We start from the raw sequence: 26,503 nt of genomic DNA, 5'->3' as shown, positions 1-26,503 counted from the left end.
CGCTTAATAAAACAAAAACCCTGTATAAAAATTTACAGGGTTTTTGTTTTGAGCCAATTCTGATGGTATCTCATTTTAGTTATCACTTGTTTCTTTCTTTTCTTTCTTTACAGAAGTATTTCCATCATCATCCACTTTTGTTTTCTTTTCTTTAGTGGTTGTTTTACCATCTTTAGTTTTTACTTCTTTTTCAGTGGATTTTGAATCTTTGTCTTTTTTACTTTTATCCTTTTGATCTACATCCCCAGGCTGGTCGAAAACTTCTTTTGTTGCTTTATTATGCTTAGTTTTATCCCAGGCTGTGCTTGCGGCGTCTCCTGTTTTTTCAGCTCCTTTTTCTACAGCATTTCCTGTTTCTTCAGCTCCTTCTTTTACATCTTCCTTAGCTTCTTCTCCAACATGGTCATCGTCCTGGTAAGATGCAGTTTCATTCAACCCTTCTTTTTCAGCCTTTTTTTGTTCTTTTTTCATGGCCTTTTTCTGAACCTTTAATTGCCTTTCTTCAGCATTTTCAGGTTGGTCGAATATCTTCTTGGTTACTTTATTATGTTTTGTTTTGTCCCAAGTCCAGCTTGCGGCATTACCCACGCCTTTACCTGCACCCCTGATACCTTGAACAGTTCCATGACCTACATTGTCAACTGTCTGACCAGCACGAGTCCGATCTTCATAAGATTTATGTTCCTTTTCTTCTTCATTTTTTGCTGTTACCACTTCCTCTTTTTCCTTGACCGTTCCGTCAGATTTGACTTCGGTTTTCTCTTTTTTTATCTCCTGTTCTGAGTCATCCTGTGCATTTACAACGTAAGTACCAAAAACAGCAAACAGAACTAACACAAATACCTTTTTCATACGTTTCTTCCCTTTAGGTTCCATTCTATTATCATTAAAACAGCACAGAGAAAAAGAGCGTTCCTTAGGGAATATTTTTCCTTTTAATTAAGGGGAAATGAGGAAATTACCTTGTACTTAGGACCTGAATGCGTTAGTTCACTCTCCCAAAGTTCCATTTTTTCAAAAGAAATAGTATGCATCTCAAATTTCGTGTCCCTATGCAGGTTTTTAATGTAACCATTTTTCAATCTGGCCAGGTTAATATGAGGAAGTGGCTTTCTTTTTTCATTTAAATTCAGTTTTTCCCTGAGTGCTATCGCAAGATCGGTAAAGGAATTATTTTCTTGAAAAGTTACCCATATCATCCCTGATGGCCCCTTAACTACTTTTATACTTAGAGTTTTTAAACTGAAAATAGGTGTTGATTCACTGATTTTTTGTAAAACACTATTGATTCCGGAAATACGTTCAGTAGGTGTTGTACCGATAAATGCAAGGGTGATGTGAAGATTATCCCTAGGAATCCATTTTATGTCCGGTTGTTTATTTGCCTGAAATTCACTTATCAGATCTTTTATCGGGTCGGGCAAAGGCAGAGCGATGAACAGTCGATGTTCACTCATTTTAATTTTTTCTTTTAAAATTATTTATTCAATTTCAACCGCCCAAAGAGGGGCAAGGTTTACAAAGACCTATTTAAAAAGATATTTCATAAGCGGGATGGCGTCTATTACATTTTATGGTGGGGCAAAACAAGTAACCGGAAGCATGTATCTTCTGGAGTTGGAAGACAATTATAAAGTTTTGATCGACTGCGGAAAAGATCTTGAAAGTCCAGGAGAAGAGATATTTGACTTTGACCCTTCCAGCCTAGATCTGGTTGTATTGACTCATGCCCATTATGATCACTGCGGGAATATTCCGCTTTTATTTAAAAGTGGCTATAAAGGACAGATCTTATGCTCTGCACCTACTATTGCCCTCACCGAACTTGTTTTAAAAGACTCTGCAAGTATTTTTGATATCAAAGCTCAAAAGAAGAAAAGTTTTGGCAAATCAGTCTTCAGACACAAGACTGAGAGGCAATCTGAATATGGCTATTCAAGAGGCGAGGTTGAGCAAAGCCTTGATCGCTTTATTTCTATAAGTCTCAATTCAAAATTCATTATCAGTGAAAATCTATCAGTAACTCTGATTCCTGCAGGGCATCTGCTTGGTGCAGCATCTGCTGTTTTTGAAATTAAGGAAGGGGGAAACATAAAGCGCATTGCTTTTTCTGGAGATCTGGGTAGAAAAAGCTCTCCTCTTTTAAATGATCCTCTACCTTTACCACAGGTTGATTATCTGGTTTGCGAAAGCACTTACGGAGGCAGAGTTCACGAAGGGAAAGATATGCCTGAATCTCTTCTTGAGAAAATAATATATGAATGTTGTGTGGAAAAGCGTGGAAGACTGATAGTCCCGGCCTTCAGTATTGGAAGGACTCAGACTTTTCTATACTTGTTAAATAAACTAAGCAAAGAAGGAAAACTCCCGACACTAAAAGTTTTTGCTGATAGCCCAATGGCTAAGAGAAGCACAAAGGTTTATGATGACTTTCTGGATCAGCTTAATGAAGAAGCCAAAGAATTTTATAAGGCTAATAAATCACTTTTTGATTTTGACAATCTAATACAGATTGAAACTGAAAAGGAAAGTAAATCATTGGCAAATTTTATGGAACCCTGCATAATCATTGCTTCTTCAGGAATGATCACCGGTGGTAGAATTAAAAGCCATGTGCGCAGCAATCTCAGAAATGCATATAGTACCATTCTCTTTATTGGATACTGTGCAGAAGGAACCATTGGACATAAGCTGATTAATGGAGCCAAAAGTGTCAGGATGAATAAGAAGGAAATTCCTGTGCATGCTAAAATTGCAAGAACAGATATCTTTAGTGGACATGCAGATGCAGATGATTTAATAAGCTTTGTTAAGCATCAGCAAAAAGGTCAGTTGAAAAAGGTCTTTCTCGTCCATGGGGATCAGGGAAATATGGAGGCCTTTGACAGAAGGCTTAGCAGCGAAGGATACAAAGTTGAAGTTCCGGAAAAGGGACAGGTTTTCAAGCTATAATATTTTTAGGAGAAAATCTTCTACGTTTTAGTAGAAGACTTTCGAGGTTATCTTTTATTTAGGTAATCCCTCCACAGATGATTGTTTCCATTCACCATCAGGTGTATACCACCATATTGAACCATCACTTAATAATGCCACATAACGCGTTCCGTTTTCAACATTTTTTTCATAGGCTTGAAAGTTGATGATTTTATATCCTGCAGGAAGGCCCTGTGTTGATGATTTTTTCCAGGGATTATTTGGAGAGAACCACCAAATTGAATTGTCTTCAAGTACCACTACATAGCGTGTTCCATTATCAACATTCTTTTCATACGTCGAAATGAATTTTATACTTGCTTTCGGGAGCCCTTCCAAGGAGCTTTTGTTCCAGGGTTTACCAGGGCTGTACCACCAAATGGAATTGTCATCAAGTACAACGACATATCTGGTACCGTTTTCAACATTCTTTTCATATGATGAAATTAATTTGATTTTTTGTGCATGTACATCTAGCACATTCAGTAGCAGAATAAGAGTTATAAAAAAATAATTTTTCATTGATTTTTTGTGGTTGTTTAGGTGAAAGATAAAAGATAGATAATTTAGTTCTTAGGTCTCAATTGGTCATCCATTTGATATACTTTCAACTGGTCATAAAATTTAATGAACCAGAATATGTAAAAAGATCTTTAAAAATACCAGATGATACTTCTTCTTAGACAAGAGGATCAATTATGTTTCTTAAATAACTATCATTATCAAGACAGCATTTTGAGCTAAAAAATAAAATCAAGACTTGATGATTAATGCTGTCCGTCCAGCCTGTTTAGCGCGGCATTAAGGGATTTATTCATTTCAAGAAATCGGGAAATAACACTATCCACAAATTCCTTGTCGTTCAAAAGCTTTTTAATCTCTTCATCTCCGGCAACATCCATTTCACTTACTTTGTAGGTTTGTTCATAAGATCCCTTTTCAAACTTAATGAGATATTTGTTGTTCCATCCGAAAATGGTAATTCTGAAATCATGGTGCGGTATCTCTGCAATTACTCTCATGTCTAATGAATAAAGATAATCTGTTGCTAAATTATCCATTAGAGTCCATTAATAAAATTTTATGTTAGTTAAAAAGTGGTCTAATCGAAAAAAACTTTCAAAAACATCATTAAATTACACTGATTTTCAGTGTTGTGACATCAGAAAAAGCTGTTAAGTACATTTAGAAGCTCCAGGCTTATCTTTCGGTCAGACTCTTTAATTTCAACTCCTTTCCAGAATGCAATTTTATTTTTCAGCATATAAGAAAACTCATTAGGTTCCGGATAAAACCATGCAGCGTCTTCATTAGTCTTACCATCTACATATATATGAAAGTAATGCGCTTTGCCTTTATAAGGGCAAACACTTCTTTTGCCGCTTTCAATAAAATAGCATTCCTTGATCGAATCAATAGGGAAATAGTAAGTTCCATCCAGTTCTTCTACATCATCAGATTTGGCGATGATTTTTCCATTCCAGATTGCTTTCATTATTTATAATTAAACTTGTATAATATTTTCAACCTGCAAGTGTTTTTTTTGTTTAAAACAGATAGAATATTGAATTTCTAATGCCATAGGCCTGGTGGTATAATTTCAAGCACATTTCCATCAGGATCTTCAAAATAGAAGGACTTTAGTTGTTGATTCCATTCTTTTTCATATAAGATCTTAATACCTTTTTCATACATCATCTTTTTCCATAATTCATAATCTCCCTCAGGGACTTCAAAAGCTACATGTATTTTGCCATAAGCATAATGTGGGGGTAACTCTTTTTCTAATTTGGTAACTTCAGGAAGAAAACAAAGAAGTACGGAGCTCCCTACTTTCAAAAAAAGGTGCCTTTTTTCTTGATATCCAATTATCGGGAACCCAAGCAAGCCATTATAAAATGCTTTTGATTTCTCCAGATCATTTACATAAAGACAGGTCTCTTTTATCTGATTAAGTTTCATATAGACAATATGGTATTCATAATATAAACTAATTGGTATTAAAGATTGGTTTAAAAGTATATTGGAATAGAAAGAAGGGATTATATGAATACAGACTCAATCTGGAAAGAAGAAAGCGGCAAATGTCCTGTTTTCGCAGCCCTTGAGAAGGATATAGAGACAGAAGTCCTGATCATTGGAGGGGGGATAACCGGGCTTACACTTGCTACGCTCCTTAATGATGCCGGTATACATTCAGTACTTGCTGAAGCAAGTCATATCGGTAATGGGACTACAGGGATGTCCAGTTGTCATCTTACTACTCAAATCGATACTCAGTATAGCAAAGTATACTCAGATTTTGGGGAAGAAATTACAGCAATGGTTGCAAGGAGTCGGGCAGAGGGGATAGATTTTATAGAACAACTTATAAAAAATAAAAGTATCAATTGTGACTTCAAGAGGGTGGCCGGGTATCAGTATGCAGATAAACCCGAACAAATTGCTGATCTGGAGGCAGAATACAGATATGCGGGTTATATCGACCTTCCTGTAGAGCTTACAGATAACACAGATCTGCCTATTCCGGTTATTAAAGCGCTGAAATTTGATAACCAGGCAGTTTTCAATGCTCAGGCATTTATTAATGGTCTGGCTGAAAACCTAGTAAACAGTAAATGCCAAATCTTTGAAAATACAAGAGTTACAGATATCAGAGAAGACAGAGGAATCTTTACTGTGACTGCCAATGGAACAACTGTGAGAGCTTTAAAAGTTGTAATGGCTACTCATATCCCATTATTCTTTAATGTGTTGCAAACCCTTGCTTTCCCCTATATAAGTTATGTGATAGCCGCTACGATAGAAGGCAATACTCCTGAGAATTTATACTGGGATATGGACGAACCATATCATTATATCAGAAGTACTGAATTCAATGGCAAGAAATATCTTATAGTCGGTGGGGCAGATCATAAGGTGGGTCATGAAGAGGAAACATCGGAGAGATTTAAAGAGCTTGAATCTTATGCTCGGAAAAAGTTTAATGTTAAATCGGTAGATTTCAAATGGTCTGCTGAATTTTATGAATCAGCTGATGGACTGCCCTTTATTGGAGAAAGTCCATTTTCAAAAAATCTATTTGTAGCTACAGGATTTGCAGGAGATGGGTTGGTTTATGGCCCATTGGCAGCTCTTATAATAAATGATTTGATACAGGGCAAAACAAATAAGAATTATGATGCTTATGATTCTACAAGAATCACCATTGCTGCTTCTATGGCTGATTTCTTTAAAGAAAATATTGATAACGTCCGTTCATTTGTTGCTGATAAGTTCGGAAATGTATCTGAAGAGACTCCCGACAATCTTGAGCCTGGACAAGGTAAAATTCTGAATCTGAATGGGGAAAAAGTTGCTGTGGCTAAAGATGCCAATGGTGAAGTCCATGCCGTCTCTCCTGTATGTACTCATTTGAAATGCAATGTCCATTATAACAATGCCGAGCAAACCTGGGATTGTCCTTGTCATGGTAGCAGGTTTTCCATTGATGGATCAGTGGTATATGGTCCGGCAGTTGATCCTTTGGAGAAAAAGGAAATTGTAGCAATTTCTGAGAATAAAAAATAATGTGGTGGGGTAAGTCAGGGAATCGGTGCAAAGCTCTTGTATCCCTTTCCCTGATATTTATTTTAAGCTTTAATAATTCGACATGACCTGGATAATTGTTATTATAAGCCTTTTGATTTTTTCCTCCGTTTTTGTTTACTTACTTACAATAGAATATAGAAAGCGGGCATTTATCCAATTAAAGCACCATGGCTGGAAGAAAAATTTTCCTGAAAGTGTAAGCCCTCCTTTTTATTCATTGTTCCTGATTGGTGACGCAGGCGCTCCATCGGTTTTACATCCTGATCCAACCTTAACATTATTGAAACGAAAGTTGAAGGAAGCAGGGGATGCCTCAGGTTTGTTTTTTCTGGGAGATAATATATACCCAACTGGTTTGCCAGAAAGCAGTGATAAAGGCTTTTCTCTTGCAGAAAAAAGATTACTGGCACAACTGCTTGTTGCAGAGCATCACAAAGGATTAAAAGTATTTTTATCAGGAAATCATGACTGGAAGAAAGGCAGAAAGGGAGGTTTTCAAACCATGATGAGGCAACAGGAATATGTTGAAAATTTTTTTAACAGTAAAGAAGTTTATCTGCCACGAAATGGTTGCCCTGGTCCTTATGAAATATCAATCAATGAAAAACTAACTTTTATTGTTCTTAACACTCAATGGTGGGTTCATGGAGGGCATAAACCTCTTGGGAAAAGTGAAGGTTGTGTTGTTGATAATGAGCATGAATTTTTTCTTCTACTGGAAGATCTTCTTACTAAAAACCGCTCGAAAAGGATTGTTGTATTGGGGCATCATCCACTCTATAGCTTTGCAGTTCATGGGGGCCGCTTCACTATGAAACAGCATCTTTTTCCACTTACAGATGCAAACAAAAAATTATACGTGCCATTACCCATTGCAGGATCATTATATCCTATTTACCGAAGATATGTTGGTTCCAAAGAGGATATGTCACATCCTCTGTATAAGAGATTACGGAAAAGGTTGGTTGATATCTTCAAGAAATATAATAACCTTATTTATGCTGCAGGACATGATCATAATCTACAGTATATTTATAAGAACAATCAGCACTTTATAGTGAGTGGTGCCGGAAGCAAGCTGAAGCACGTACAAAAAGACTCAAATGCTGTTTTTACGCATGCTCACAAAGGATTTTTTAAACTTTCATTTTATGAGGATGAAACATGGCTAGAGGTCTTTGAGCCTCATAAGAAACAGGAAGACGGTCTTTTGGCCTTCAGAATAAAAATGTTTTGATGACTAATCAACCAGTAGGCTTGGGCAGTATTACTTTCAGACTTCTAGGTAGAATTTCCACTTCCAGTTTTTTGGTTCTTTCTGCTACAGGTTCTCCGTCTATATGGAAAAATTCTTTCCAGGAATTGCTGATCGTTGCTTTCTTTAATCTTAAAATCTTGAAATATTTAGATTTAGATATTCTGTTACTAATCAGCTGAAATAAAATCACGGGAGCAAAGATTTTAGGAAAGGGTTTGATGATGCTGATTTCAAAGTATCCATCATTAATAACGCCAATGGGATTTATTGTAATATTTGTCCCGAATTTATTGGCATTTGAAAGCACCATCATAAATGCTTTTCCTTTTTTTCTCAGCTCAGGAGAACTGATTTTGTAGGCAAAGAACTTGTATGAAAAAAACTCTTTCAATGCATACCAAAAATAACTGATTTTCCCCCTGAAACTGCTTTCCGCAAACCTATGTACGACTCTGGCATTAAATCCAAGATCGCTCAGGTGAAAACAATTTTTGCCATTGATTTTTAAAGTGTCAATTTTTTTTGTGTGAAAGTTCTGAACAATATCCAGTGCTTCCTCAAAATTTACCGGGATATTCAGATCTTTGGCCAATCCATTAGCCGAGCCAGCAGGAATAATACCTAATGCAGTCTCGGAATTCAGCAGTAAATCTCCAACCATATTTACTGTGCCATCTCCTCCTACTGCAATAAGAGCTTCGGGTTTTAGCTGATCCATTAGCTTCAGAATTTCTTCTTTATCATTAAGTCCTGTGGTTTCATACACATGTGGAAATAAAGATCTGCCAGTACAGCATTGTTTTATTTCTGAAGTTATTTCAAACTTATTTTTACCTCCAGCATGAGGGTTAATCACAAACAGCAAGTTGCTATGCTCCATACGCAGTTTCTCCTTTTCAGCAATGGGAGGTGATGTAACAGGAGACAGCCTTTATTAATAAATCAGGAAAAAAGCGGCTATCCTCATCAAATCAATTCTTCATGTGCTGAATTAAAAAATTAACTGACAGGAGCGTCTGAATGTTCCGGGGCAATTCTTTTGCTGCCACTATAGAGTTCATATTCGAGTAATCTGGCGTCAATGGTGCCATTGTAAAACTCTATCCGGCGTTTAGTTTTAAGGCCTATACTTTTTGCAAGTTCAAGGTTGCCTGTAAATACATATCCAAGGTAGCCTGTACATTTCTTCTTAAAAAAATCACCTATGGCAGTATAGATTTCTTCCAGGTCTTTATCTACCCCCAATCTTTCTCCATATTCCGGGTTTATCATCACTACTCCTTCTCCTTCGGGTACTTCTGTGTCTCTGAAATCACATACACGAAATTCAATAAGGTGGTCTACTCCTGCAGTAGCAGCATTGTTTTTGGCAGCATCTATTGCAAGTGGGTCCAAATCTGTGGCTATGACACGCGCAGGCATTTTTCTGAGTATTGCAGATTTTATCTCTTCTTTCGCTTTGTCATAATAAGACATTTCAAAATCATTCAGATGCATAAAGCAATAGTTGCTTCTGAAAAGACCAGGATATCTGTTTAAGGCAGTAAGGCAGGCTTGGATTGCCAGCGTACCACTTCCGCACATTGGGTTGATAAATGTAGACTTTCTATCCCATCTGCTGGCATATATCAGGGCAGAAGCAAGGCTTTCCTGCACAGGGGCTTTAAATGGCTTTTTTCTATATCCATGCTTGGCAATTGTTTCACCACTTGTATCTATGTAAAGAGAAGCCTCTTCATTTTTCCAATGGAGATATATTACAACTTTATTTTTTTCCGGTCCTGAATCCGGACGCTTTTTAAACAAGGAAGTAAATCTGTCTGCAATAGCATCTTTTACTTTATAAGAACCGAAACGGGAATCAGTGATGGTCTCGTTCTCAACATTTGCAACTATGGTAAAATAGCTATCTGTAGAAAAATACTTTTCCCAGGCAAAGTCTTTTGTAGAAGAATATAACTGATCAGGATGTGTGCAACGAAATGTTTTTAAATGGAACAGCACTTTATGAGCAGTTCTTAGCACAAGGTTTAAGCTAATGCAATCAATAAGAGTACCTCTTGTTGAAATGCCAGTTTGCATCTCATTTTCAATTATATAGCCTGCTGTGGTAATTTCCTCTGCCAGATATTTACCTATTCTTTTAGGGCATGTGACAAGAATGGTAGATTCCTGTTGGAAGGTATTTTCTGTTCCTTTCACTTAAATTTTTATTCAAAAATAGAGGGAATAATTTTAATTGGAGGAATTTTAAATAAGAAATTTACATAAGGAATGTTGTTTGAAAAAATCTGTGAGGACTAATAGGAGAAATTATTTGTAAAGATTTTGATATTTTTTTTTCTTAAACCATAACTATTAAGGGATAAATTAGTTAATGCAGAATTATTGGGCCAGAAATTTGAGAATGATTTTTGAAGCGTAATTAATTGGAAATTTTTTAAGTCATGGATATAAAAGCAGAATTTGAAGAAGCAGTTAAGCAATCAAGATTGCTGCCTGCTCAGTCTAATGAAAACCTGTTAAAGCTTTATGGGTTATTTAAGCAGGCTACTGAAGGAGATGTAAATGTTGAAAAGCCAACCAATTTTTTTGATTTGGCAGGCATTGCTAAGTACAATACATGGAGCGATCTGAAGGGCATGAGTATGGACGAAGCAAAGCAAAAATATATAGCAACAGTAAAGGACCTTTCGGGAAAGTAAAATGGATTCATTAATTGATTCAATGGTAAAATTCAAAAATGTTTTATTGGTAGATGATGATTATGTAAGCAATTTTATTGCAGACCATCTTCTTACAAAGCTTGACCTGTGTGAAAATCTTACATTTTGCAGAAATGGAGATGAGGCCCTGAAATATCTGAAATCCGCAGGAGATGATTTCCCGGAAGTCATTTTTCTTGATATTAATATGCCTGTGATGGATGGCTTTGAATTTATTGAAACATTCCAAAGACTAAATCTCGATAAGAAGAAAACAAGGATTATAATTTATACATCTTCATTCAGTCCTAAGGACCTTGAAGTTTTGAAAAATATAGGTTTTAATGATTTTATCATCAAGCCTTTAACCGAAGAAAAATTAATGAACGTGTTAAAACTTTTTAGTACAAACTAGGTTAATTTTTTAGAAATTGACCTAGAACTAAGATGCCCTACTTTAACACAATTCTGCTTGTTGATGATGATTTTGTCAACAACTTTATAACAGAAAGAACTCTAAGACGATCCAACATCGCCAGGGAAATTAAAACTGTAAGGAATGGCGAAGAAGCTCTGACTTTTTTGACAGAACAAATTAATCGCTGCCCGGAATTAATAATTCTGGATGTAAATATGCCAGAAATGAATGGGATCGATTTTCTTAAGAATTTTAAGAAAATGGTTCTGGAAAAGAACATTAAAGTAGTGCTACTCACCAGCGTCATTAGTCCTGGTCAGGAGTCTTCAATTTCACGTCTGGGCTTTGAAGATATTATGATTAAGCCATTCACAGAAGAGAAATTGCTCAAAATTCTCAAGAAAGATTTAATTGCCAGGTAAAAAAACTAATCTTGTCGGAATAGCCGACAGGATTAGTTTTTTAATTTATAAACTAGTTGTAAATCCTTCATTTTGGTGCAATTTATTTCTTTGACTTTTTAAGGGCCATTTCATTTTATATTATTGCACAAAATTCGCGCATATGTCAGTTTTATTGTCAATTATTAAGTGTAAATGTCCCAAGTGTCATAAGGGAAATCTTTTTGTCGATCCCAACCCTTATAAATTAAAAAAGATGGCTGAAATGAATAAGACATGTTCAGTTTGTGGCCAGCCTGCAGAACCGGAGCCAGGATTTTATTATGGGGCTATGTATGTGAGTTATGGTTTATGTGTGGCTGTTTGCGGGTTTAATTTTATACTTACAGAATTTATACTAGAGCTTCCCGCATACTCATTTCTTGTGGTCAATACATTAATTTTGATTCTACTATGGCCATTGGTTTTCAGATATGCGCGGGTGCTGTATTTATATTTATTTGTTCGTTTTGATCCTAATGCGGGTAAAAACAATAAGTTCAATTAATTTTTAAAAGCCATTTTAAGCATGTTGTTGATTAACAGATTTTTAAAAGATTATGTAAACATTTTCTCCGTCCGATGTAGAAAATAGCAGGAGAGCAAACCAATCTTAAATGGGGTATGTTCTGAAGTAAATTTAATTTTATTAGAAATCGGGGAATTTACATGGAAAAGGTGAATTGTGTTTTATTGGTGGACGATGATGAAATCTCTAACTACTTGTCTGAAAGGGTGATTAAAAAGCTTGAATTTTCAAATAAAGTCAAGAAATCAACCAATGGGGAAGAAGCACTTCTTTACCTTGCCAAACATTGTTGTACTTTCGATGACATCTATTTCCCGGAACTAATATTGCTGGATAATAATATGCCTGAAATGACCGGAATTGAATTTCTGGAATCTCTCAAGGCTATGAATATCAGTACGAACGATCGGATGAAAGTGGTGGTTCTTACTGCTACTGCTAATCCAAAAGAAGAAGCAAGGTTGAAAGAACTGGGAATTAGCGGTTTTTTGACCAAACCACTTACTGAGGAAAAATTGCTGGAAGTGGTAGCAGCTATTTAATAATTTATAAAAATATTATTTCAGATACAGCATCTGATTTCACAGCCTCATTGATCTTTTCTATAATTTTATGTTTAGAAAAGGAAAGTTCGTTTTTCAGTGGGGCACTGTTGATTTTAATAAATAATTTTTTGTCTTTAAAGTAAATTTCTTCAGTTCGGCTGGAAATGGTTTTGCCCATGATTTTTTCCCAATTGCCGGTAATCTCTGCTTCACTTAGTCTGCCACGAAGCTTGTATACATTAATAAGATCATCGATGCAATCTTTTAAAGAGGCGACATCCGAATTTCTTGATGTAGGAGTTTTTATTTTTTCAGGCTTCTTATACATTCTGAACAGAGAGAATTTTCCCTTTGGAGATGTTAAATATACGGATTTGTTTCTTTATGTTTTTAAAGTATTCCAAACTTCTTTCCAGTTTTGCTTCTGTGATTAAAATTTGACCAAAATCATCCCGATCTATTATTTTGAGCAAACTGATTATTCTTTCTTCGTCCAGTTTATCAAAAATGTCGTCGAGCAAAAGAATAGGTTTGGTTTGGGAGTATTTTGCCAGAAGTTGAAATGAGGCTAGTTTTAAAGCTAATACATAAGATTTCTGTTGTCCCTGTGATCCGCTTGCTTTCACTGATTGTCCTTCAATGAGGAACTGATAATCATCTTTATGAATACCTTTTGTCGTTCTTTCAAGAATCAGATCTTTTTGAACTGCATTTTTATATATCACTTTAAACTCAGGATCAGCTACATCAGATTGATGTGTCAGCGAAACCGTTTCTTTTCGGTGTGCCAGGAGGTCATAAGCATTATTGAACATCGGAAGGAACTCTTCAGTGAATTTCTTTCTCCACGCATAAATTTTAAATCCTTCTTCCAGGAGCGGCCCGTCATAAGATTCCAGCAAGTCAAAATCCGTATACCTTTTTTCTGCAAATTGCTTTAGCAGGCTGTTTCTTTGCTTGAGAAAATGATTATACCTGATTAAAGAAATAAGGTAGCTTTTATCAATTTGTGAGAACAGGCTGTCAAAGAATTTCCGCCGCTCTTCACTACCTTCCCTTATTAAGTCTGTGTCATAAGGAGTTACAAGTATTAAGGGAAAACGGCCTATATGGTCCGTAATTTTCTCATAACTTTTTTTATCTGCCTGAAATATTTTCTTTCCTGCCTGAAATAAGGTTGAAATAAGGTAGTCTGTGTTGTTTTTATTAAAAGTTCCGGATATTGAAAAAAAACTTTCGCCTCTTTTTAATGACTGATTATCTGAGGTATGAAAAGCACTTTTACTCATGCTAAGAAAATGAATAGCATCCAGTAAATTAGTTTTTCCTGACCCATTGTTTCCGGTGAGAATGTTTACGCCTTCAGTAAATTCCAAAGATTCCTCTTCGTAATTCTTGAAATTCAGCAAGTTTAAATTTTTAATCCTCATGAAACTTTCGTTATTCCTTTTTTGTCCGAAGAATGTGGGTTAAAAAAACTGGTATTTAGACTGTTATTTGTGAATTGCAATTGTAGAATTTTGATAATCAACAGTAAATTTTATTTATTGAAAATTGAATGTTTTTATTAATTTCGCATATCCGAACGTTTAGAACTATAACGATTTATGGCAAGTGTTAAAGAACAGTCAAAAGCAAAAGTAAACGCCTCTTCAAAATTTTCAAAGGAAACGTACCTGTTCTGGTATGAGAAGATGGTTCTTCTAAGAAAATTTGAAGAAAAATCAGGTCAGTTATATGGACAGCAAAAGATAAAAGGATTTTGCCACTTATATATCGGTCAGGAAGCTTGTGCCCTTGGCGCGGTTACTGCCCTTACAAAAGATGACCACTGGATTACAGCATACCGTGATCACGGTATTCCATTAGCGCTTGGTACTTCTCCAAATGCAGTAATGGCAGAGTTGTATGGAAAAGCAACGGGCTGTTCTAAAGGAAAAGGTGGTTCTATGCATATTTTTGATAAAGAAAGAAACTTTGCAGGTGGTCACGGTATTGTAGGAGGTCAGATTCCACTTGGAGCAGGTCTTGCATTTGCAGAAATGTATAAAGGAACAAAAAACCTTTGTATGTGCTATATGGGAGATGGTGCTGTAAGACAAGGAGCATTCCATGAAACTCTAAACATGGCAATGACCTGGAAAATACCTGTAATCTTTGTTATCGAAAACAATGGTTATGCAATGGGTACTTCAGTAAAAAGAACCAGTAACGTAACTGAACTATATAAACTAGGAGAGTCTTACGATATTCCATCTGAGCCGGTTGATGCAATGAGTGTGGAAGAAGTACACCTTGCTGTGGAAAGAGCTGCGGAGAGAGCAAGAAATGGAGAAGGTCCAACTTTGCTTGAATTCAGAACTTATCGTTACAAAGGCCACTCTATGTCAGACCCTGCTAAATACAGATCTAAAGAGGAGCTTGAAGAATATAAGGCAAAAGATCCGATTGAGCTTGTAAGAGCTACAATTCTTGAGAATAAGTACGCTACAGAACAAGAGCTTGAGGAAATAGACAAAAAAATCAAAGGAATTGTTGATGAAAGCGTAAAATTCGCCGAAGAGTCTCCGTACCCTGCTGAGGACGAAGCGTTTAAAGACGTTTACGTTGAGCCTAATTATCCATTTATTATTGAATAATTTAAGAAAAGGATCAAAAAACTTCCTCATTACAAATATTTTACAGTAAATTTGCAGCCTAATATATAAATAATGGCAAAGTTAAAGGAAAGCAAAGGTGAGCCGGTAGCAGAAAATCCGGAATTGGTATCAAATAAATTTGGTCAGGCAGAAGATTTTCTAAATAAATACAAAAACGTTTTATTCGGAATTGTTGGTGCAGCTGTACTTGCCGGTGCCGCATACTTCTTTTACAATTATCAGAAGAGTAATCAGAACAAAGAAGCTCAGAATGCAATGTTTGCATCTGTTATAGCTTTTGAAGAAGATTCTCTGGATAGAGCGCTTAAAGGTTCCGGTCCCAATGCCCCGGGTCTTATAGATGTTGCAGATGAATTCAGCGGAACCAATGCCGGAGATCTTGCGAATTTCTATGTTGGGGTAGCTTTTATGAAAAAAGGAAAGTTTGAAGATGCGATCTCTCATCTTAAAGAATTCAATGCTAATGATTTATTAGTTCAGGCAAGAGCTTATAGCCTAATTGGTGATGCTTATCTGGAGCTAAAAGATGTGGAAAATGCGATTACTTACTACAAAAAAGCTGCAGATTACAAGCCAAACGAGCAATACACTCCTTCTTACCTTATGAAATTGGCACTTGCATACGAAGTTTCAAAAAACTTTGAAGATGCAGCTAAGCAATATGAAAAAATTATTACTGATTTCCCTAAGGCTTCTGAGGCAAGCGATGCAAAGAAATATCTTGAGCAAGATCAGGAACGCGCAAAATAATTAATTCATTAATAAAAATATTAAAGGGATAGGGCATTCGTCTTATCCCTTTTTAATTTAAAAACATCATCAAAAAATGGCAACATCACTAAAAAATCTTAGCAGTCATACAGGAAAGAATATTATAGATATTTCAGGCAAAAAATTTGGGATAGTAGTAGCTGAATGGAATTCTGAAATTACAGAGTCGCTTTATGCTGGTGCTTTGGATACATTGCTGAAGCATGGTGCAAAAAGGGAAAATATAATTAAAAAGATTGTTCCAGGATCTTTCGAACTTAGTCTTGGAGCACAATGGATGGCACAGCATGATGAGATAGATGCTGTAATTGTGCTAGGTTGTGTGATACAAGGCGATACAAGACATTTTGACTTTATCTGTGATGCTGTAGCTTATGGTATAACAGAAGTAGGTTTAAAATACAACAAGCCTGCAATATTTGGAGTCCTTACAACCAACAATCAGCAACAGGCGTTGGACAGGGCAGGAGGGAAACATGGAAATAAGGGTGATGAAGCTGCTATAACAGCGATCAAGATGCTGGGATTTTAAATGTCTATTCCTGAGCTTTCAAAATTTTGATTCAGGAGGCTCAGGAATAAATTGATCTGATTTTTCAGTGAAAATTTCCCGAACAATTTCCCATACCAATTCCCCTTCATAACCTTTTGAAACCCCAAATCGGGCTACTTTTTGTTGTTTTTTAAATAAATCTGGCTCATTTGTTTGCACAAATTTTCTTTCAAGAAGGTTTTTTAGAGTTTTTCTGTAAGTTTCTTCATCAATTTGTTCGTCTAAAGCCTTTTGAATTTCTGTTTCTGAAATACCTTTACCTGAAAGGGTAAATTTTATTTTGTTTCGTCCCCAGTTTTTTAATCGAAATTTTCCACCTGTGTAACTGCGAACAAATCTTTCTTCACTGAGGAAGTTTTCTTCGATTAATCTCGAAATTATTACGTCTGCTATATCCGGAGAAACCCCGAACCCGTATAATTTGTCAAGAACTTCCTGTCTGGATCTTTCCCGGTAAGCACAAAAAGAAGAAACTTTCTGAAATATTTCCTTAAGACCGAACTCTTTTTCTTTTTTTGTGATACCCATTTTTCTAATTTTACGAATTAAGTTAAAAAATTGAAAAATAAGAAAGCTTTAACCCTACTCTTTATTTCCAATGGAATCTCAGGGTTCGCACAGGGTATTTCCATGCTCTCTATTCCCTGGTATTTTACACAACAAAATCAGTCATCTTTGTTTATTGCATTTTTTGGTGCTGTAACACTAGGGTCATTATTTTGGGGATTATATGCCGGAGCTTTAGTTGACGGGTTTAATAGAAAAGACGTTTTTCTGGGAACCAACTTTATTGAGGGATTAATTATTCTTTCTGTTGCCTCATTGGGCTTTAAAGAAGGCATACTGCCCGGAGCTTTGATTATGCTCGTGTTTACCATTACTTTTTTCGGATATCATATACATTATCCTAACTTATATGCATTTGCTCAGGAAATAACTGATCCCAAAGATTATACAAAGGTTACTTCTTATATTGAAATTGTCGGACAATCCACCTCTATTGGAGCTGCCGCTTTGGGTGCCTTGTTACTTGAGGGTGTAGATACTGTGCAGACTATTCCATTCATTAATCTTGAAATTCCCATACATATCGAAAAATGGGAGCTACATGAAATTTTCCTTATGGATGGACTTACTTATATCATATCGTTTATTATGATTCTCTTTATCACTCATAAGCCATCAAGAGACATTACTCATCTGGAAGAGGGGGATTTGAAAGAGAAATTGAAATCTGGGTATGACTATTTAGTTAACAATAAGTTGGTTTCTCTATTTGGTATTTGTTCTTATTCGATATTTATAGTTACCCTGGTTGAAATATTCAGTTTGAGGCCACTTTATATAAGCCATCATTTGCAGGAAGGAGGAGATATTCTCGGTCTTTCGGAGCTTTTATATGCTTCAGGCTCTCTAGTTTCCGGTATTATTATTAATACGCTATTGAGCAGAATGCCCATACCAAGATCTATTGTGATTTTGACCTTTCTGACAGCCTTTGCTTTTTTTGTGTGTTCCTTTACACAAAATGTAATTGTCTTTCTGGGTATTTCTATGATTACCGGATTCACAAATGCTGGTTCCAGAATATTCAGGGTCTCTTATCTTTTCAATTTGATTCCAAATGAATTGACTGGAAGGGTGAACAGCATGTTCAATGTAATCAACACGGTGTTCAGAATGATTTTTATAATCGCATTCATATTCCCATTTTTCTCAGAAGGATCTAATGTGGTTTACGCCTATTTGATTTTAGGTTTGTTTACTTTAATCGCTGGCATCGTTTTAATTTTCCTATATAAAAGAATTTTGCGATTGACGGAACGAATTTCCGAAGTTGGGACTTTGTCTCATTAAGATATGCTCCAAATCAATCAAATTATAGATATTGTGGCCGGCTCGCTGGTTTGCCACTCTGAAAATACTATTATCGAATACCTTCTTCTGGATAGCAGAAAGATAAGTATTCCATCATCCTCTTTATTTTTTGCTATTCAAGGAGTTCATCACGATGGACACAGATTTATCGGTGAATTATACCATAAAGGGATCAGAAATTTTATCCTTGAAAAAGTTCCACAAGACTTAAACCTGTTTCAAAATTGCAATATTATCCTGGTGGATAATGCAGTTTGTGCATTGCAACAAATTGTAGAATTTCATAGAAACGCGTTTGCTTTGCCAGTTTTAGGAATAACGGGGAGCAATGGAAAAACAATTGTTAAAGAATGGCTTACTCAACTTTTAAGCAAGGATTACAATGTTGTAAGAAGTCCTAAAAGTTATAATTCTCAGATCGGAGTGCCATTGTCAGTGTGGGAGATAAATGATCAGCACCAGTTTGGGATATTTGAGGCTGGGATCTCGCGGCCAGGGGAAATGGAGCGTCTTGAACCCATAATTAAACCGAAGTTAGGAATTTTCACTAACATTGGGCCTGCACATGACGAGGGATTCGCGTCAAGAGAAGAGAAGATTAAGGAAAAGCTTCTTCTTTTTAAGCACTCTAAAGTAATTTTCTCCTGCGCCGATCATAAGGAAATTGCTACCCTCATCAAATCAGAATTACCAGATGTTAAAAATATTACCTGGTCCTTTAAACGAAGCGGTGATCTTGTTATAAAAGATGTTGCCTTGGAAGGTAATATGATCAGAATCCATGCTGTTTACAATAAACTGTTCTTGAATCTCGCTCTTCCATTTTCTGATGAAGCCTCTTTGGAAAATCTGATGCATTGTATCCTTGTGTTACTTTATCTGGATGTGAAACCAGATGAGATTCAATCAAGGCTGAATGCTCTTCAGAAAGTCGAAATGCGTTTAGAGCTCAAGGAGGGAATTAATGGCTGTTACGTTATCGATGATACTTACAATAATGATCTTGCAGGATTGACGATTGCTTTAAATTTTCTTGATCAGCAAAAGCAAAAAGAAGAAAAGACTGTAATACTGTCAGATTTGCTTGAAACTGGTCGGGATGAAAGTCATCTCTATGCAGCAATTGGAGATTTGTTATTAAGTAAGGGAGTTAAGAAGCTGATAGGTGTCGGCCCAACAATCACCAGAAATGCAGATCTCATAAAAGTTAAATCTATCTTTTATCCAGATACGGCATCGTTCCTGTCTGACATGAAGACTGCAGATTTCAACGAAGAGATTGTTCTCGTAAAAGGTGCAAGGATTTTCAGGTTTGAAGAGATCGTTAAAAAGCTTCAGCAAAAGGTACACGGTACTGTCTTTGAAGTCAATCTGGATAGTTTGAGTTCCAATCTGAATTTCTATAGATCTAGACTGGGGCATGGTACCAAGATTATGGTGATGGTTAAAGCCTTTGCTTATGGAAGTGGTAGTTATGAAGTAGCCAATCTGTTGCAATTTCACAGGGTTGATTACCTGGCAGTCGCCTATGCAGATGAAGGAGTAGCATTGAGGGAGCATGGGGTAAGTTTGCCAGTAATGGTAATGAATCCATCACTTAGCACTTTTGACAAATTATTTCAATATAATCTTGAACCTGAAATATACAGCTTTAAGATCCTAAAGGAATATTTAGAATTTATCAAAGCCAATGACATTGCATCCAAAATACATTTGAAATTGGATACCGGAATGCGTAGGCTGGGGTTTGAGGAAAAGGACCTTAAGGATCTGGTCGGATTACTGAAAAGTATGACTAACATAAGGGTAGCAAGTGTTTTTACTCATCTGGCGGGAGCAGATGAAGGAGTTCATGATGAGTTTACACAATCTCAGATCGAAAAATTTAAAATTTTTACTGAGCACTTAAAAAACGAGTTGGGTTATAGTTTTTTAAGACATGCTCTGAACAGTGCTGGTATTATACGCTTTCCAGATGCACAAATGGATATGGTCAGATTGGGCATAGGTCTTTATGGCATTGAAGCTGGAGGATTATTGCAGGATCAGGTGCAGGCAGTTGGGACTTTGAAAACCATCATTTCTCAAATTAAAGAAATAAAAAAAGGAGAAACTGTTGGTTATGGACGAAAGGGCATTGCCGAAAGAGATCTTCGTATAGGTACAATAGCAATTGGTTATGCAGATGGGTACGACAGGCGCTTTAGCAATGGAAAGGGGAAGGTGCTTATACAAGATAAATTATGTCCTGTAATTGGAAACGTGTGTATGGACATGTGTATGATAGATATTACTGAAACTAATGCACGAGAAGGCGATGAAGTTGTAGTTTTTGGTAAGAAGCCATCTCTAAGGGATCTTTCTCAAGCGATAGGGACGATTCCTTATGAAATTTTAACCAGTGTGGGCCAGAGAGTTAAGCGTGTTTTTTATTCTGAATAGAAATTATTCAATCTTAATATTACACTAACTATGAGTTAATGAATTCTGATCATATTTACTTTCATAAAATATCTTACTATGGAAGTAAAAGGGTCAGAGTTGGTAGTGAGTAAAAGAAATTTTAGGAATCACCAAATTGAAATAGAATTACAAGTCTCTGAAGTCCGCATGGTAAACTTTAGAATTGTAAATATTATTGGTGAAGTCAGGTCCTCTTTCTGGAAAGAATTGAAAGCAGGTTATAATTCTATTTCAATGAATATTACCGGTCTGCCTAAGGGTTCATATCAATTTTTGATAGTGGATGGTGACGGCAATATAATTTTGGAAAGATTCAATAAATACTAAACTCGCACTAATTCCGCGATTTCAATTTCTTTGATTTCGTCAATTCGGAAAAAGCAATAGACAGGATTTCGTTTTTCTTTTAACGAACTATATTGTTCCTGCATCGTAATCCCTTTTAATAAACTTTTGATTTCATCAAATTCCACAATGTGGAAGTTTCGTAGAAGTATATTGCCGTTCTTCAGGATCACATCAACCGAAGCCTTGCTTCCGGCAGTATCCATCAATTCTTTAAGGGTAGCTTTCAATTCCATAAAGCAGCATAATTTTTCTTAAAAATATAAGATTTTAATCTAGTAAAAGATTAAAAGTGCGTACTGCTTGTTACATGCTTTTTTGAGATGGTTTTTCCACTTTTTTGTCCACATTTTGCTTTTGGTAATATTTTTCAAGGAAAATTATCCACAAGAGTATTTAAAAAAGGCTGAAAAACTGACACTCTTCAGAATTTCTTAACAAAAATTTAACATTGAAAGAAAAAACAAAAGCCGGGAAGATCCCTAAAACTTCCCGGCAAATTTGAAACTGTAAATAAATGAATTAAAGCAGATGCATCTAGAACCTTTGACCACTCATTTTGTTCCAATTCCTTAGTTTCCTTTACTTCTATCCGGGGATTTTATATGTAATATTCATTTAATCAAAGTATTTAAAATTACTTTAAAAGTTTTAAAATGCCCTAAATTGTAATGTTTTAGCTAAATTTTGAATGTAATATAAGGTGCAAGATTGAACCATATTTATAGTCTATCAGTTTCATTAAATAGATAGAGACAAAAGATAGAAACGATGAAAAGATTGTTGGTATGTGCAGTTTCCTTAGGATTTCTGTCAATTTCTTACGCTCAGGAATGTCCCGAAGGAATGGTAAAAAGGGCCGATATAGAAGGAATTGAAAATTCCGGTGGTAAATTTCGCCAAAAAGGTGAAGCGGGCTACCTCGAGGATGATCATGCTTATACAAGAGCGATTGATCAGGTAAGAACAGAAAGTGATGTCGATCCCTATGCTGAGACGTATGCTTATGTATATGGTGGCGATACTACAGTTGTTTCTTCGCTTAATGAATGTGTTTTCGAAGATTCGTTACAAAACAAAGAGTATCTTCAAAATGAGTCATCACAAATAGTGGACCCGGATTATCTAAGTGATGAAGAAGCGTATAGCTTCAAAGAATCTGAAGATGGTCCCGTTAAATGGAATGGTGGAAAGCTTGAATATGAGTCTGAAACTTATAAAGATAACAGAAGGGTTAAATATAAGGATGATAATCTAAGGTTTAAGTCTGAAGAGTCAGGGAGCGATGAGAAAAAAGTCAAATATGCTGATGATTTAGAGGGGTATAACTACGAGCGAAAGAAAGACAACAGCAAGTTTGATTATTTCTACGAAACGGAAACTGAGGCCATGGAAGTGAAGAAGAAAAAAGACGGAGAGGCTAAAGTTTATTATGACGGGGAGTTTGACAATTTAGATGAGGTAAATAATTCTGAATTAATTGAGATGAAGGAGTTGGAGTGAGAGAAATGAAATGATCAGAGTTATTTATCAAAAAAAACAGAGGCCCAAAGCCTCTGTTTTTTTATAGTAATTATTTCACAGCTACCTGCTTAGAAACTTCGCTGAATCTTTTAGCAACTTCATCCCAGTTAACAAGATTCCAGAAAGCGCTAATATAATCAGGTCTTCTGTTTTGATATTTTAAGTAATAAGCATGTTCCCAAACGTCAAGTCCTAATAAAGGAAATCCTTTTACTTCAGCAACATCCATTAAAGGATTGTCCTGATTTGGAGTAGATGTTACTTTTAACTCACCACCATCTGTAACTATAAGCCAAGCCCAGCCAGAACCGAACCTTGTAGCTCCGGCATTGTTGAACTCTTCTTTGAATTTATCAAAAGAACCGAATTTTTTGTCAATTGCAGTTGCTAGTTCTCCAGAAGGTTTTCCTGCGCTTTTAGGAGAAAGAAGTTTCCAGAACAAAGAGTGATTGTAGTGTCCTCCACCGTTGTTTCTAACAGCCGGAGTTGCTTTGCTGATATTTTTCAGAATTTCTTCCAAAGATTTAGTTGCCAGCTCAGTACCCTCAATAGCCTTATTAAGGTTTGTAACATAAGCCTGATGATGCTTTCCATGGTGAATTTCCATAGTAGCTTTGTCAATATGTGGCTCCAATGCATCTGGTGCATATGGTAAAGCCGGAAGTTCAAATGCCATATTAATTAATTTATTAAGGTTATTTTAATTGGTTTAGTTAATTCAAATTTAATTTAATTTCTGAGCTTATTGAAAAATTCGATAAGCAGATCGCTACATTCCTTTTCCATAATACCTTTCATAAGCTCGGTTTTGGGATGTAGCAAATTCACACCGGTTTTTAAAAAGCCTTGTTTGGGGTCTGATGCGCCTATAATAACTTTTTTCATCTGGCTCCAATAAAGTGCACCTGCACACATTACACAAGGTTCCAGAGTTACATAAAGCTCACATTCATTCAAATATTTGCTTCCAAGAAAATTTTGAGCTGATGTAATCGCAATCATTTCTGCATGTGCGGTAACATCACTAAGTCTTTCGGTCTGGTTATGCGCTCGAGCAATGATTTTATTTTTGCAGACTACCACTGCGCCCACTGGCACTTCATTATCTTCAAAAGCAAGTAAAGCCTCCTTATAGGCTTCTTTCATAAAATGGGCGTCACTATAAACTGAAAGCTCCACTATTTTGTTTTTTTCTTTCTTGCGTTTTGATCCTTAAGCACTTCTTTAGCATCCTTTCCTCTTAAAACAGGTTCTTTAGGATTGGCCGGCTCTACATCATATAGTTTTTTAGGCTCTATGTGAACAGTGTTCATAGATGCTCTTGCTACCGGCTGCCATTGTGCTTTAAGGTTTTCAGGAGCGGTATAGTTGAATATATAGATAAATCCGTTTACCAGTGCATATTGAATGAAAGAATATTTCTTTGTCCCTTCGGAAGTGGATACGATTTCAAATGCTATTAATCGTTTTCCATTGACAGGAAGTATTGTATCCTGAATAAAAGTCACTTTATCGTATGTCTGAAGGATGGTAGCTTTGTAAAAATCCTTAATAACAGAAAGATCAGTCCCTGGAATCCTTGATTTGGTTACGTTTAAACCAAAATCTACCATTCTGTCTATGTTTGTGTACATTGCAAGCGGTTTTTTGGTTGAAGGATATTTTGTGGCTATATCATCGTCTGCCATAACATAAAAATCTTTAGGCAGGCCAATGGAAATGCCATCAACCAGTTTGGTCTGAACTAATTTTGGTTCCTTTCCGGTTAATCCGGCAAATAGAGCAAGTAATAGAAATGAGAAGATTTTCATATAGGTATACAAAACTTGGTGCAAGTTAAAAATTAACGGTAATTTTTGCCTGATTAGTTTATTTTTCTCAATGATATTGATTTTTGCATTAAATAATTTTAAGAGAAAAAGTGGCAATTGAATATAAGTTACGAAATGACAAGAAGGTCTATTTTAACTGTTTTCCTGAAAATAATGACCGACTCCTTGTAAAAAGGAACAAACTAATTTTTAAATTCGCAGCTTAATAAAAAATATAATTTCTTATGCTTAGAACTCATACTTGCGGAGAGTTAAGAATATCAGATGTGGGAAAAGAGGTTACCCTTACCGGTTGGGTGGCAAAAATCAGAGACAAGGGTGGAATGATCTGGATTGATCTTAGGGATCGTTATGGAATTACTCAGTTGATACTTGAAGAAGGTAAATCTGATAAGAGGGTAGTGGAAGCTGCAAGAGGTTTAGGTCGTGAGTTTGTTCTGGAAGCCAAAGGAACAATTGTAGAGCGTGTTGCTAAAAATGACAAAATTCCTACTGGGGATATTGAGATAAAGGTTTCTGATTTGAAAATCCTAAACCCTGCCAAATTACCTCCATTTCTTATCGAAGATGAAACTGATGGTGGCGAAGACCTTAGAATGAAATACCGCTATCTGGATCTTAGAAGAAATATCGTCAGAAAAAATTTAGAACTGAGACACAGGATTGCTATTGAAGCAAGAAAATATCTTGATAGCCTAAATTTCCTTGAAGTTGAAACCCCTGTACTTATCAAATCAACTCCAGAGGGAGCAAGAGATTTCGTCGTACCTTCAAGAGTGCATGCAGGTGAGTTTTATGCGTTGCCACAGTCTCCACAAACATTCAAGCAGTTGCTGATGGTTTCTGGCTTTGACAGGTATTATCAGATTGTGAAATGTTTCAGAGATGAAGATTTAAGAGCTGACCGTCAGCCTGAATTTACTCAGATAGATTGTGAAATGTCTTTCATAACACAAGAAGATATTCTGAACACATTTGAAGGAATGATCAGACATCTGTTCAAGACAGTGAAAGGTATTGATCTACCTCCATTTCCAAGAATGACATATGCTGATGCTATGAAATACTATGGAAATGATAAGCCTGATACCCGTTTCGAAATGAAGTTTGTTGAGCTTACAGACGTTGCGAAAGGCAAAGGCTTCAATGTATTTGATCAGGCAGAGCTTGTAGTTGGAATTGCAGCAAAAGGGTGTTCGGAATATACCAGAAAAGAACTGGATGAGATTACTGAATTTGTAAAGAGGCCTCAAATCGGATCCAAGGGTTTGGTTTATGTGAAACTTAACCAGGACGGAACTATAAAATCTTCTGTAGATAAATTTTATGGGGAAGCAGATCTTAAGGTTTGGGCTGAAAAACTAAATGCTCAGAAGGGTGATCTTATTTTGATATTATCAGGAGATGCAAAACAAACAAGATCTGCATTGAGTGAGCTTAGACTTGAAATGGGAAAGAGACTTGGGCTGAGAGATAAAAATACATATTCTTGCCACTGGGTTGTAGACTTTCCTTTGCTTGAGTTTGGAGAAGAAGAGAAAAGATGGTTTGCAATGCACCATCCTTTTACATCACCAAAACCTGAAGATATAACATTACTGGAATCAGATCTTGGCAAGGTACGTGCTAATGCTTATGATATGGTAATCAATGGAGTTGAAGTTGGAGGTGGCTCTATAAGAATTTACAACAAAGATCTTCAGGCGAAGATGTTTGAGATTCTTGGATTTTCTGCAGAAGAAGCAAAAGCTCAGTTTGGGTTCTTAATGGATGCATTTGAGTATGGTGCTCCTCCACATGGTGGTATTGCATTTGGTTTTGACAGATTGTGTTCATTATTTGGTGGTGTGGATTCTATCAGAGACTTTATTGCATTCCCAAAAAATAATGCAGGAAGAGATGTGATGATTGATTCTCCTTCTCCTATTAGTGATGCTCAGTTAAATGAGTTGCATATCGGCGTAAAAGCTGAAGATCTGAAGAAATAGTTATTAGTGCTATTATATGTGATAAACAAA

31 protein-coding genes are annotated in these 26,503 nt (G+C 36.1%); 16 read left to right on the top strand and 15 right to left on the bottom strand.

Features of this window, described 5'->3' with window-relative positions:
- Nucleotides 1-75: 75 nt before the first annotated feature.
- Nucleotides 76-852, bottom strand: a complete 777-nt coding sequence (locus K350_RS0104550; RefSeq protein ID WP_156026928.1) for a hypothetical protein — start codon at nt 850-852, stop codon at nt 76-78.
- Nucleotides 853-935: 83 nt separating this feature from the next.
- Nucleotides 936-1,457 carry an RNA 2',3'-cyclic phosphodiesterase gene (gene thpR, locus K350_RS0104545; protein WP_028978886.1) on the bottom strand — a complete coding sequence of 174 codons (522 nt, stop codon included), beginning with the start codon at nt 1,455-1,457 and terminating at the stop codon, nt 936-938.
- Between the two features lie 97 nt (nt 1,458-1,554).
- On the opposite strand from thpR, the gene K350_RS0104540 reads away from it, so the two are divergent.
- Entirely contained in the window at nt 1,555-2,952 is a 1,398-nt protein-coding gene (locus K350_RS0104540) for an MBL fold metallo-hydrolase RNA specificity domain-containing protein (protein WP_037574222.1), read from the top strand.
- Nucleotides 2,953-3,006: 54 nt separating this feature from the next.
- Here the strand turns inward: K350_RS0104540 and K350_RS0104535 are convergent, their stop codons facing one another.
- From K350_RS0104535 to K350_RS0104520, 4 genes are all read right to left on the bottom strand, one after another.
- Nucleotides 3,007-3,495, bottom strand: coding sequence for a hypothetical protein (locus K350_RS0104535; protein ID WP_051312868.1), 489 nt, complete (start codon nt 3,493-3,495; stop codon nt 3,007-3,009).
- A 245-nt stretch (nt 3,496-3,740) separates the two neighbouring features.
- The gene (locus tag K350_RS0104530) at nt 3,741-4,034 is read right to left on the bottom strand and encodes a hypothetical protein (RefSeq protein ID WP_245598473.1); all 294 of its coding nucleotides are present in this window, start codon (nt 4,032-4,034) and stop codon (nt 3,741-3,743) included.
- A gap of 101 nt (nt 4,035-4,135) precedes the next feature.
- Complete coding sequence (locus tag K350_RS27400) at nt 4,136-4,468, bottom strand: DUF427 domain-containing protein (protein ID WP_051312867.1); 333 nt, start codon at nt 4,466-4,468, stop codon at nt 4,136-4,138.
- 77 nt (nt 4,469-4,545) lie between these two features.
- Nucleotides 4,546-4,935: a VOC family protein gene (locus tag K350_RS0104520; RefSeq protein ID WP_028978882.1), complete on the bottom strand. Its 390-nt coding sequence runs from the start codon at nt 4,933-4,935 to the stop codon at nt 4,546-4,548.
- 84 nt (nt 4,936-5,019) lie between these two features.
- Here K350_RS0104520 and K350_RS32840 point away from each other — a divergent pair, with 84 nt between their 5' ends.
- Nucleotides 5,020-6,543, top strand: a complete 1,524-nt coding sequence (locus K350_RS32840) for an FAD-dependent oxidoreductase (RefSeq protein ID WP_037573958.1) — start codon at nt 5,020-5,022, stop codon at nt 6,541-6,543.
- A gap of 82 nt (nt 6,544-6,625) precedes the next feature.
- On the top strand, nt 6,626-7,801 hold the full coding sequence (locus tag K350_RS27395; protein WP_037573955.1) for a metallophosphoesterase family protein: 1,176 nt from the start codon (nt 6,626-6,628) through the stop codon (nt 7,799-7,801).
- Nucleotides 7,802-7,808: 7 nt separating this feature from the next.
- Here the strand turns inward: K350_RS27395 and K350_RS0104505 are convergent, their stop codons facing one another.
- On the bottom strand, nt 7,809-8,702 hold the full coding sequence (locus tag K350_RS0104505) for a diacylglycerol/lipid kinase family protein (RefSeq protein ID WP_037573952.1): 894 nt from the start codon (nt 8,700-8,702) through the stop codon (nt 7,809-7,811).
- A gap of 119 nt (nt 8,703-8,821) precedes the next feature.
- Nucleotides 8,822-10,024: a THUMP domain-containing class I SAM-dependent RNA methyltransferase gene (locus tag K350_RS27390; protein ID WP_037573948.1), complete on the bottom strand. Its 1,203-nt coding sequence runs from the start codon at nt 10,022-10,024 to the stop codon at nt 8,822-8,824.
- A 245-nt stretch (nt 10,025-10,269) separates the two neighbouring features.
- Here K350_RS27390 and K350_RS0104495 point away from each other — a divergent pair, with 245 nt between their 5' ends.
- The 5 genes from K350_RS0104495 to K350_RS0104475 all read left to right on the top strand — a co-directional run bounded on the left by K350_RS0104495 (nt 10,270) and on the right by K350_RS0104475 (nt 12,456).
- Nucleotides 10,270-10,527: an acyl-CoA-binding protein gene (locus K350_RS0104495; RefSeq protein ID WP_028978879.1), complete on the top strand. Its 258-nt coding sequence runs from the start codon at nt 10,270-10,272 to the stop codon at nt 10,525-10,527.
- 1 nt (nt 10,528) lies between these two features.
- Complete coding sequence (locus tag K350_RS0104490; RefSeq protein WP_051312866.1) at nt 10,529-10,942, top strand: response regulator; 414 nt, start codon at nt 10,529-10,531, stop codon at nt 10,940-10,942.
- A gap of 32 nt (nt 10,943-10,974) precedes the next feature.
- Nucleotides 10,975-11,367, top strand: a complete 393-nt coding sequence (locus K350_RS0104485) for a response regulator (protein ID WP_028978877.1) — start codon at nt 10,975-10,977, stop codon at nt 11,365-11,367.
- Nucleotides 11,368-11,611: 244 nt separating this feature from the next.
- Nucleotides 11,612-11,893 (top strand): DUF983 domain-containing protein, encoded by a 282-nt coding sequence (locus tag K350_RS0104480; RefSeq protein WP_162144131.1) that lies wholly within the window; start codon nt 11,612-11,614, stop codon nt 11,891-11,893.
- Between the two features lie 161 nt (nt 11,894-12,054).
- The gene (locus tag K350_RS0104475; RefSeq protein ID WP_028978875.1) at nt 12,055-12,456 is read left to right on the top strand and encodes a response regulator; all 402 of its coding nucleotides are present in this window, start codon (nt 12,055-12,057) and stop codon (nt 12,454-12,456) included.
- Nucleotides 12,457-12,460: 4 nt separating this feature from the next.
- On the opposite strand, the gene K350_RS0104470 is transcribed toward K350_RS0104475, so the two are convergent.
- Entirely contained in the window at nt 12,461-12,787 is a 327-nt protein-coding gene (locus tag K350_RS0104470; protein ID WP_028978874.1) for a DciA family protein, read from the bottom strand.
- On the bottom strand, nt 12,780-13,889 hold the full coding sequence (gene recF, locus K350_RS0104465) for a DNA replication/repair protein RecF (RefSeq protein WP_028978873.1): 1,110 nt from the start codon (nt 13,887-13,889) through the stop codon (nt 12,780-12,782). Before recF ends, K350_RS0104470 begins: the two co-directional genes overlap by 8 nt.
- A gap of 177 nt (nt 13,890-14,066) precedes the next feature.
- Here recF and pdhA point away from each other — a divergent pair, with 177 nt between their 5' ends.
- The 3 genes from pdhA (at nt 14,067) to ribH (ending at nt 16,422) form a co-directional block, all read left to right on the top strand.
- The gene (pdhA, locus tag K350_RS0104460) at nt 14,067-15,098 is read left to right on the top strand and encodes a pyruvate dehydrogenase (acetyl-transferring) E1 component subunit alpha (RefSeq protein WP_028978872.1); all 1,032 of its coding nucleotides are present in this window, start codon (nt 14,067-14,069) and stop codon (nt 15,096-15,098) included.
- Between the two features lie 72 nt (nt 15,099-15,170).
- Nucleotides 15,171-15,869, top strand: a complete 699-nt coding sequence (locus K350_RS0104455) for a tetratricopeptide repeat protein (RefSeq protein WP_028978871.1) — start codon at nt 15,171-15,173, stop codon at nt 15,867-15,869.
- A gap of 76 nt (nt 15,870-15,945) precedes the next feature.
- Nucleotides 15,946-16,422, top strand: a complete 477-nt coding sequence (ribH, locus tag K350_RS0104450; RefSeq protein ID WP_028978870.1) for a 6,7-dimethyl-8-ribityllumazine synthase — start codon at nt 15,946-15,948, stop codon at nt 16,420-16,422.
- An 18-nt stretch (nt 16,423-16,440) separates the two neighbouring features.
- Here the strand turns inward: ribH and K350_RS27385 are convergent, their stop codons facing one another.
- Nucleotides 16,441-16,971, bottom strand: coding sequence for a regulatory protein RecX (locus K350_RS27385; protein WP_051312865.1), 531 nt, complete (start codon nt 16,969-16,971; stop codon nt 16,441-16,443).
- 30 nt (nt 16,972-17,001) lie between these two features.
- On the opposite strand from K350_RS27385, the gene K350_RS0104440 reads away from it, so the two are divergent.
- From K350_RS0104440 to K350_RS0104430, 3 genes are all read left to right on the top strand, one after another.
- Nucleotides 17,002-18,300 carry an MFS transporter gene (locus tag K350_RS0104440; RefSeq protein ID WP_028978869.1) on the top strand — a complete coding sequence of 433 codons (1,299 nt, stop codon included), beginning with the start codon at nt 17,002-17,004 and terminating at the stop codon, nt 18,298-18,300.
- Nucleotides 18,301-18,303: 3 nt separating this feature from the next.
- A complete protein-coding gene (locus tag K350_RS0104435) occupies nt 18,304-20,763 on the top strand; it encodes a bifunctional UDP-N-acetylmuramoyl-tripeptide:D-alanyl-D-alanine ligase/alanine racemase (RefSeq protein ID WP_028978868.1) in 2,460 nt (819 codons plus the stop codon).
- A 78-nt stretch (nt 20,764-20,841) separates the two neighbouring features.
- A complete protein-coding gene (locus tag K350_RS0104430; protein ID WP_028978867.1) occupies nt 20,842-21,111 on the top strand; it encodes a hypothetical protein in 270 nt (89 codons plus the stop codon).
- Here K350_RS0104430 and K350_RS27380 read toward each other — a convergent pair.
- Nucleotides 21,108-21,365 (bottom strand): hypothetical protein, encoded by a 258-nt coding sequence (locus K350_RS27380; protein ID WP_037573941.1) that lies wholly within the window; start codon nt 21,363-21,365, stop codon nt 21,108-21,110. The genes K350_RS0104430 and K350_RS27380 overlap by 4 nt on opposite strands.
- Nucleotides 21,366-21,900: 535 nt before the next feature.
- Between K350_RS27380 and K350_RS0104420 the strand changes: the two genes are divergently transcribed.
- Nucleotides 21,901-22,632, top strand: coding sequence for a hypothetical protein (locus K350_RS0104420; RefSeq protein ID WP_028978866.1), 732 nt, complete (start codon nt 21,901-21,903; stop codon nt 22,630-22,632).
- Nucleotides 22,633-22,702: 70 nt separating this feature from the next.
- On the opposite strand, the gene K350_RS0104415 is transcribed toward K350_RS0104420, so the two are convergent.
- The 3 genes from K350_RS0104415 to K350_RS27375 are packed head-to-tail and all read right to left on the bottom strand — an operon-like array spanning nt 22,703 to nt 24,464.
- The gene (locus K350_RS0104415; RefSeq protein WP_028978865.1) at nt 22,703-23,329 is read right to left on the bottom strand and encodes a superoxide dismutase; all 627 of its coding nucleotides are present in this window, start codon (nt 23,327-23,329) and stop codon (nt 22,703-22,705) included.
- A 53-nt stretch (nt 23,330-23,382) separates the two neighbouring features.
- Nucleotides 23,383-23,832: a deaminase gene (locus tag K350_RS0104410; RefSeq protein ID WP_028978864.1), complete on the bottom strand. Its 450-nt coding sequence runs from the start codon at nt 23,830-23,832 to the stop codon at nt 23,383-23,385.
- A complete protein-coding gene (locus tag K350_RS27375; RefSeq protein WP_051312864.1) occupies nt 23,832-24,464 on the bottom strand; it encodes a hypothetical protein in 633 nt (210 codons plus the stop codon). Before K350_RS27375 ends, K350_RS0104410 begins: the two co-directional genes overlap by 1 nt.
- A 245-nt stretch (nt 24,465-24,709) precedes the next feature.
- Here K350_RS27375 and aspS point away from each other — a divergent pair, with 245 nt between their 5' ends.
- Nucleotides 24,710-26,473, top strand: coding sequence for an aspartate--tRNA ligase (gene aspS / locus K350_RS0104400; protein WP_028978863.1), 1,764 nt, complete (start codon nt 24,710-24,712; stop codon nt 26,471-26,473).
- Nucleotides 26,474-26,503 lie beyond the last annotated feature (30 nt).

The sequence above is a fragment of the Sporocytophaga myxococcoides DSM 11118 genome, assembly GCF_000426725.1.
GTDB lineage: Bacteria > Bacteroidota > Bacteroidia > Cytophagales > Cytophagaceae > Sporocytophaga > Sporocytophaga myxococcoides.
The sequence above is the reverse complement of the archived record's forward strand: the minus strand, read 5'-3'. Positions and strand labels throughout refer to the sequence as shown.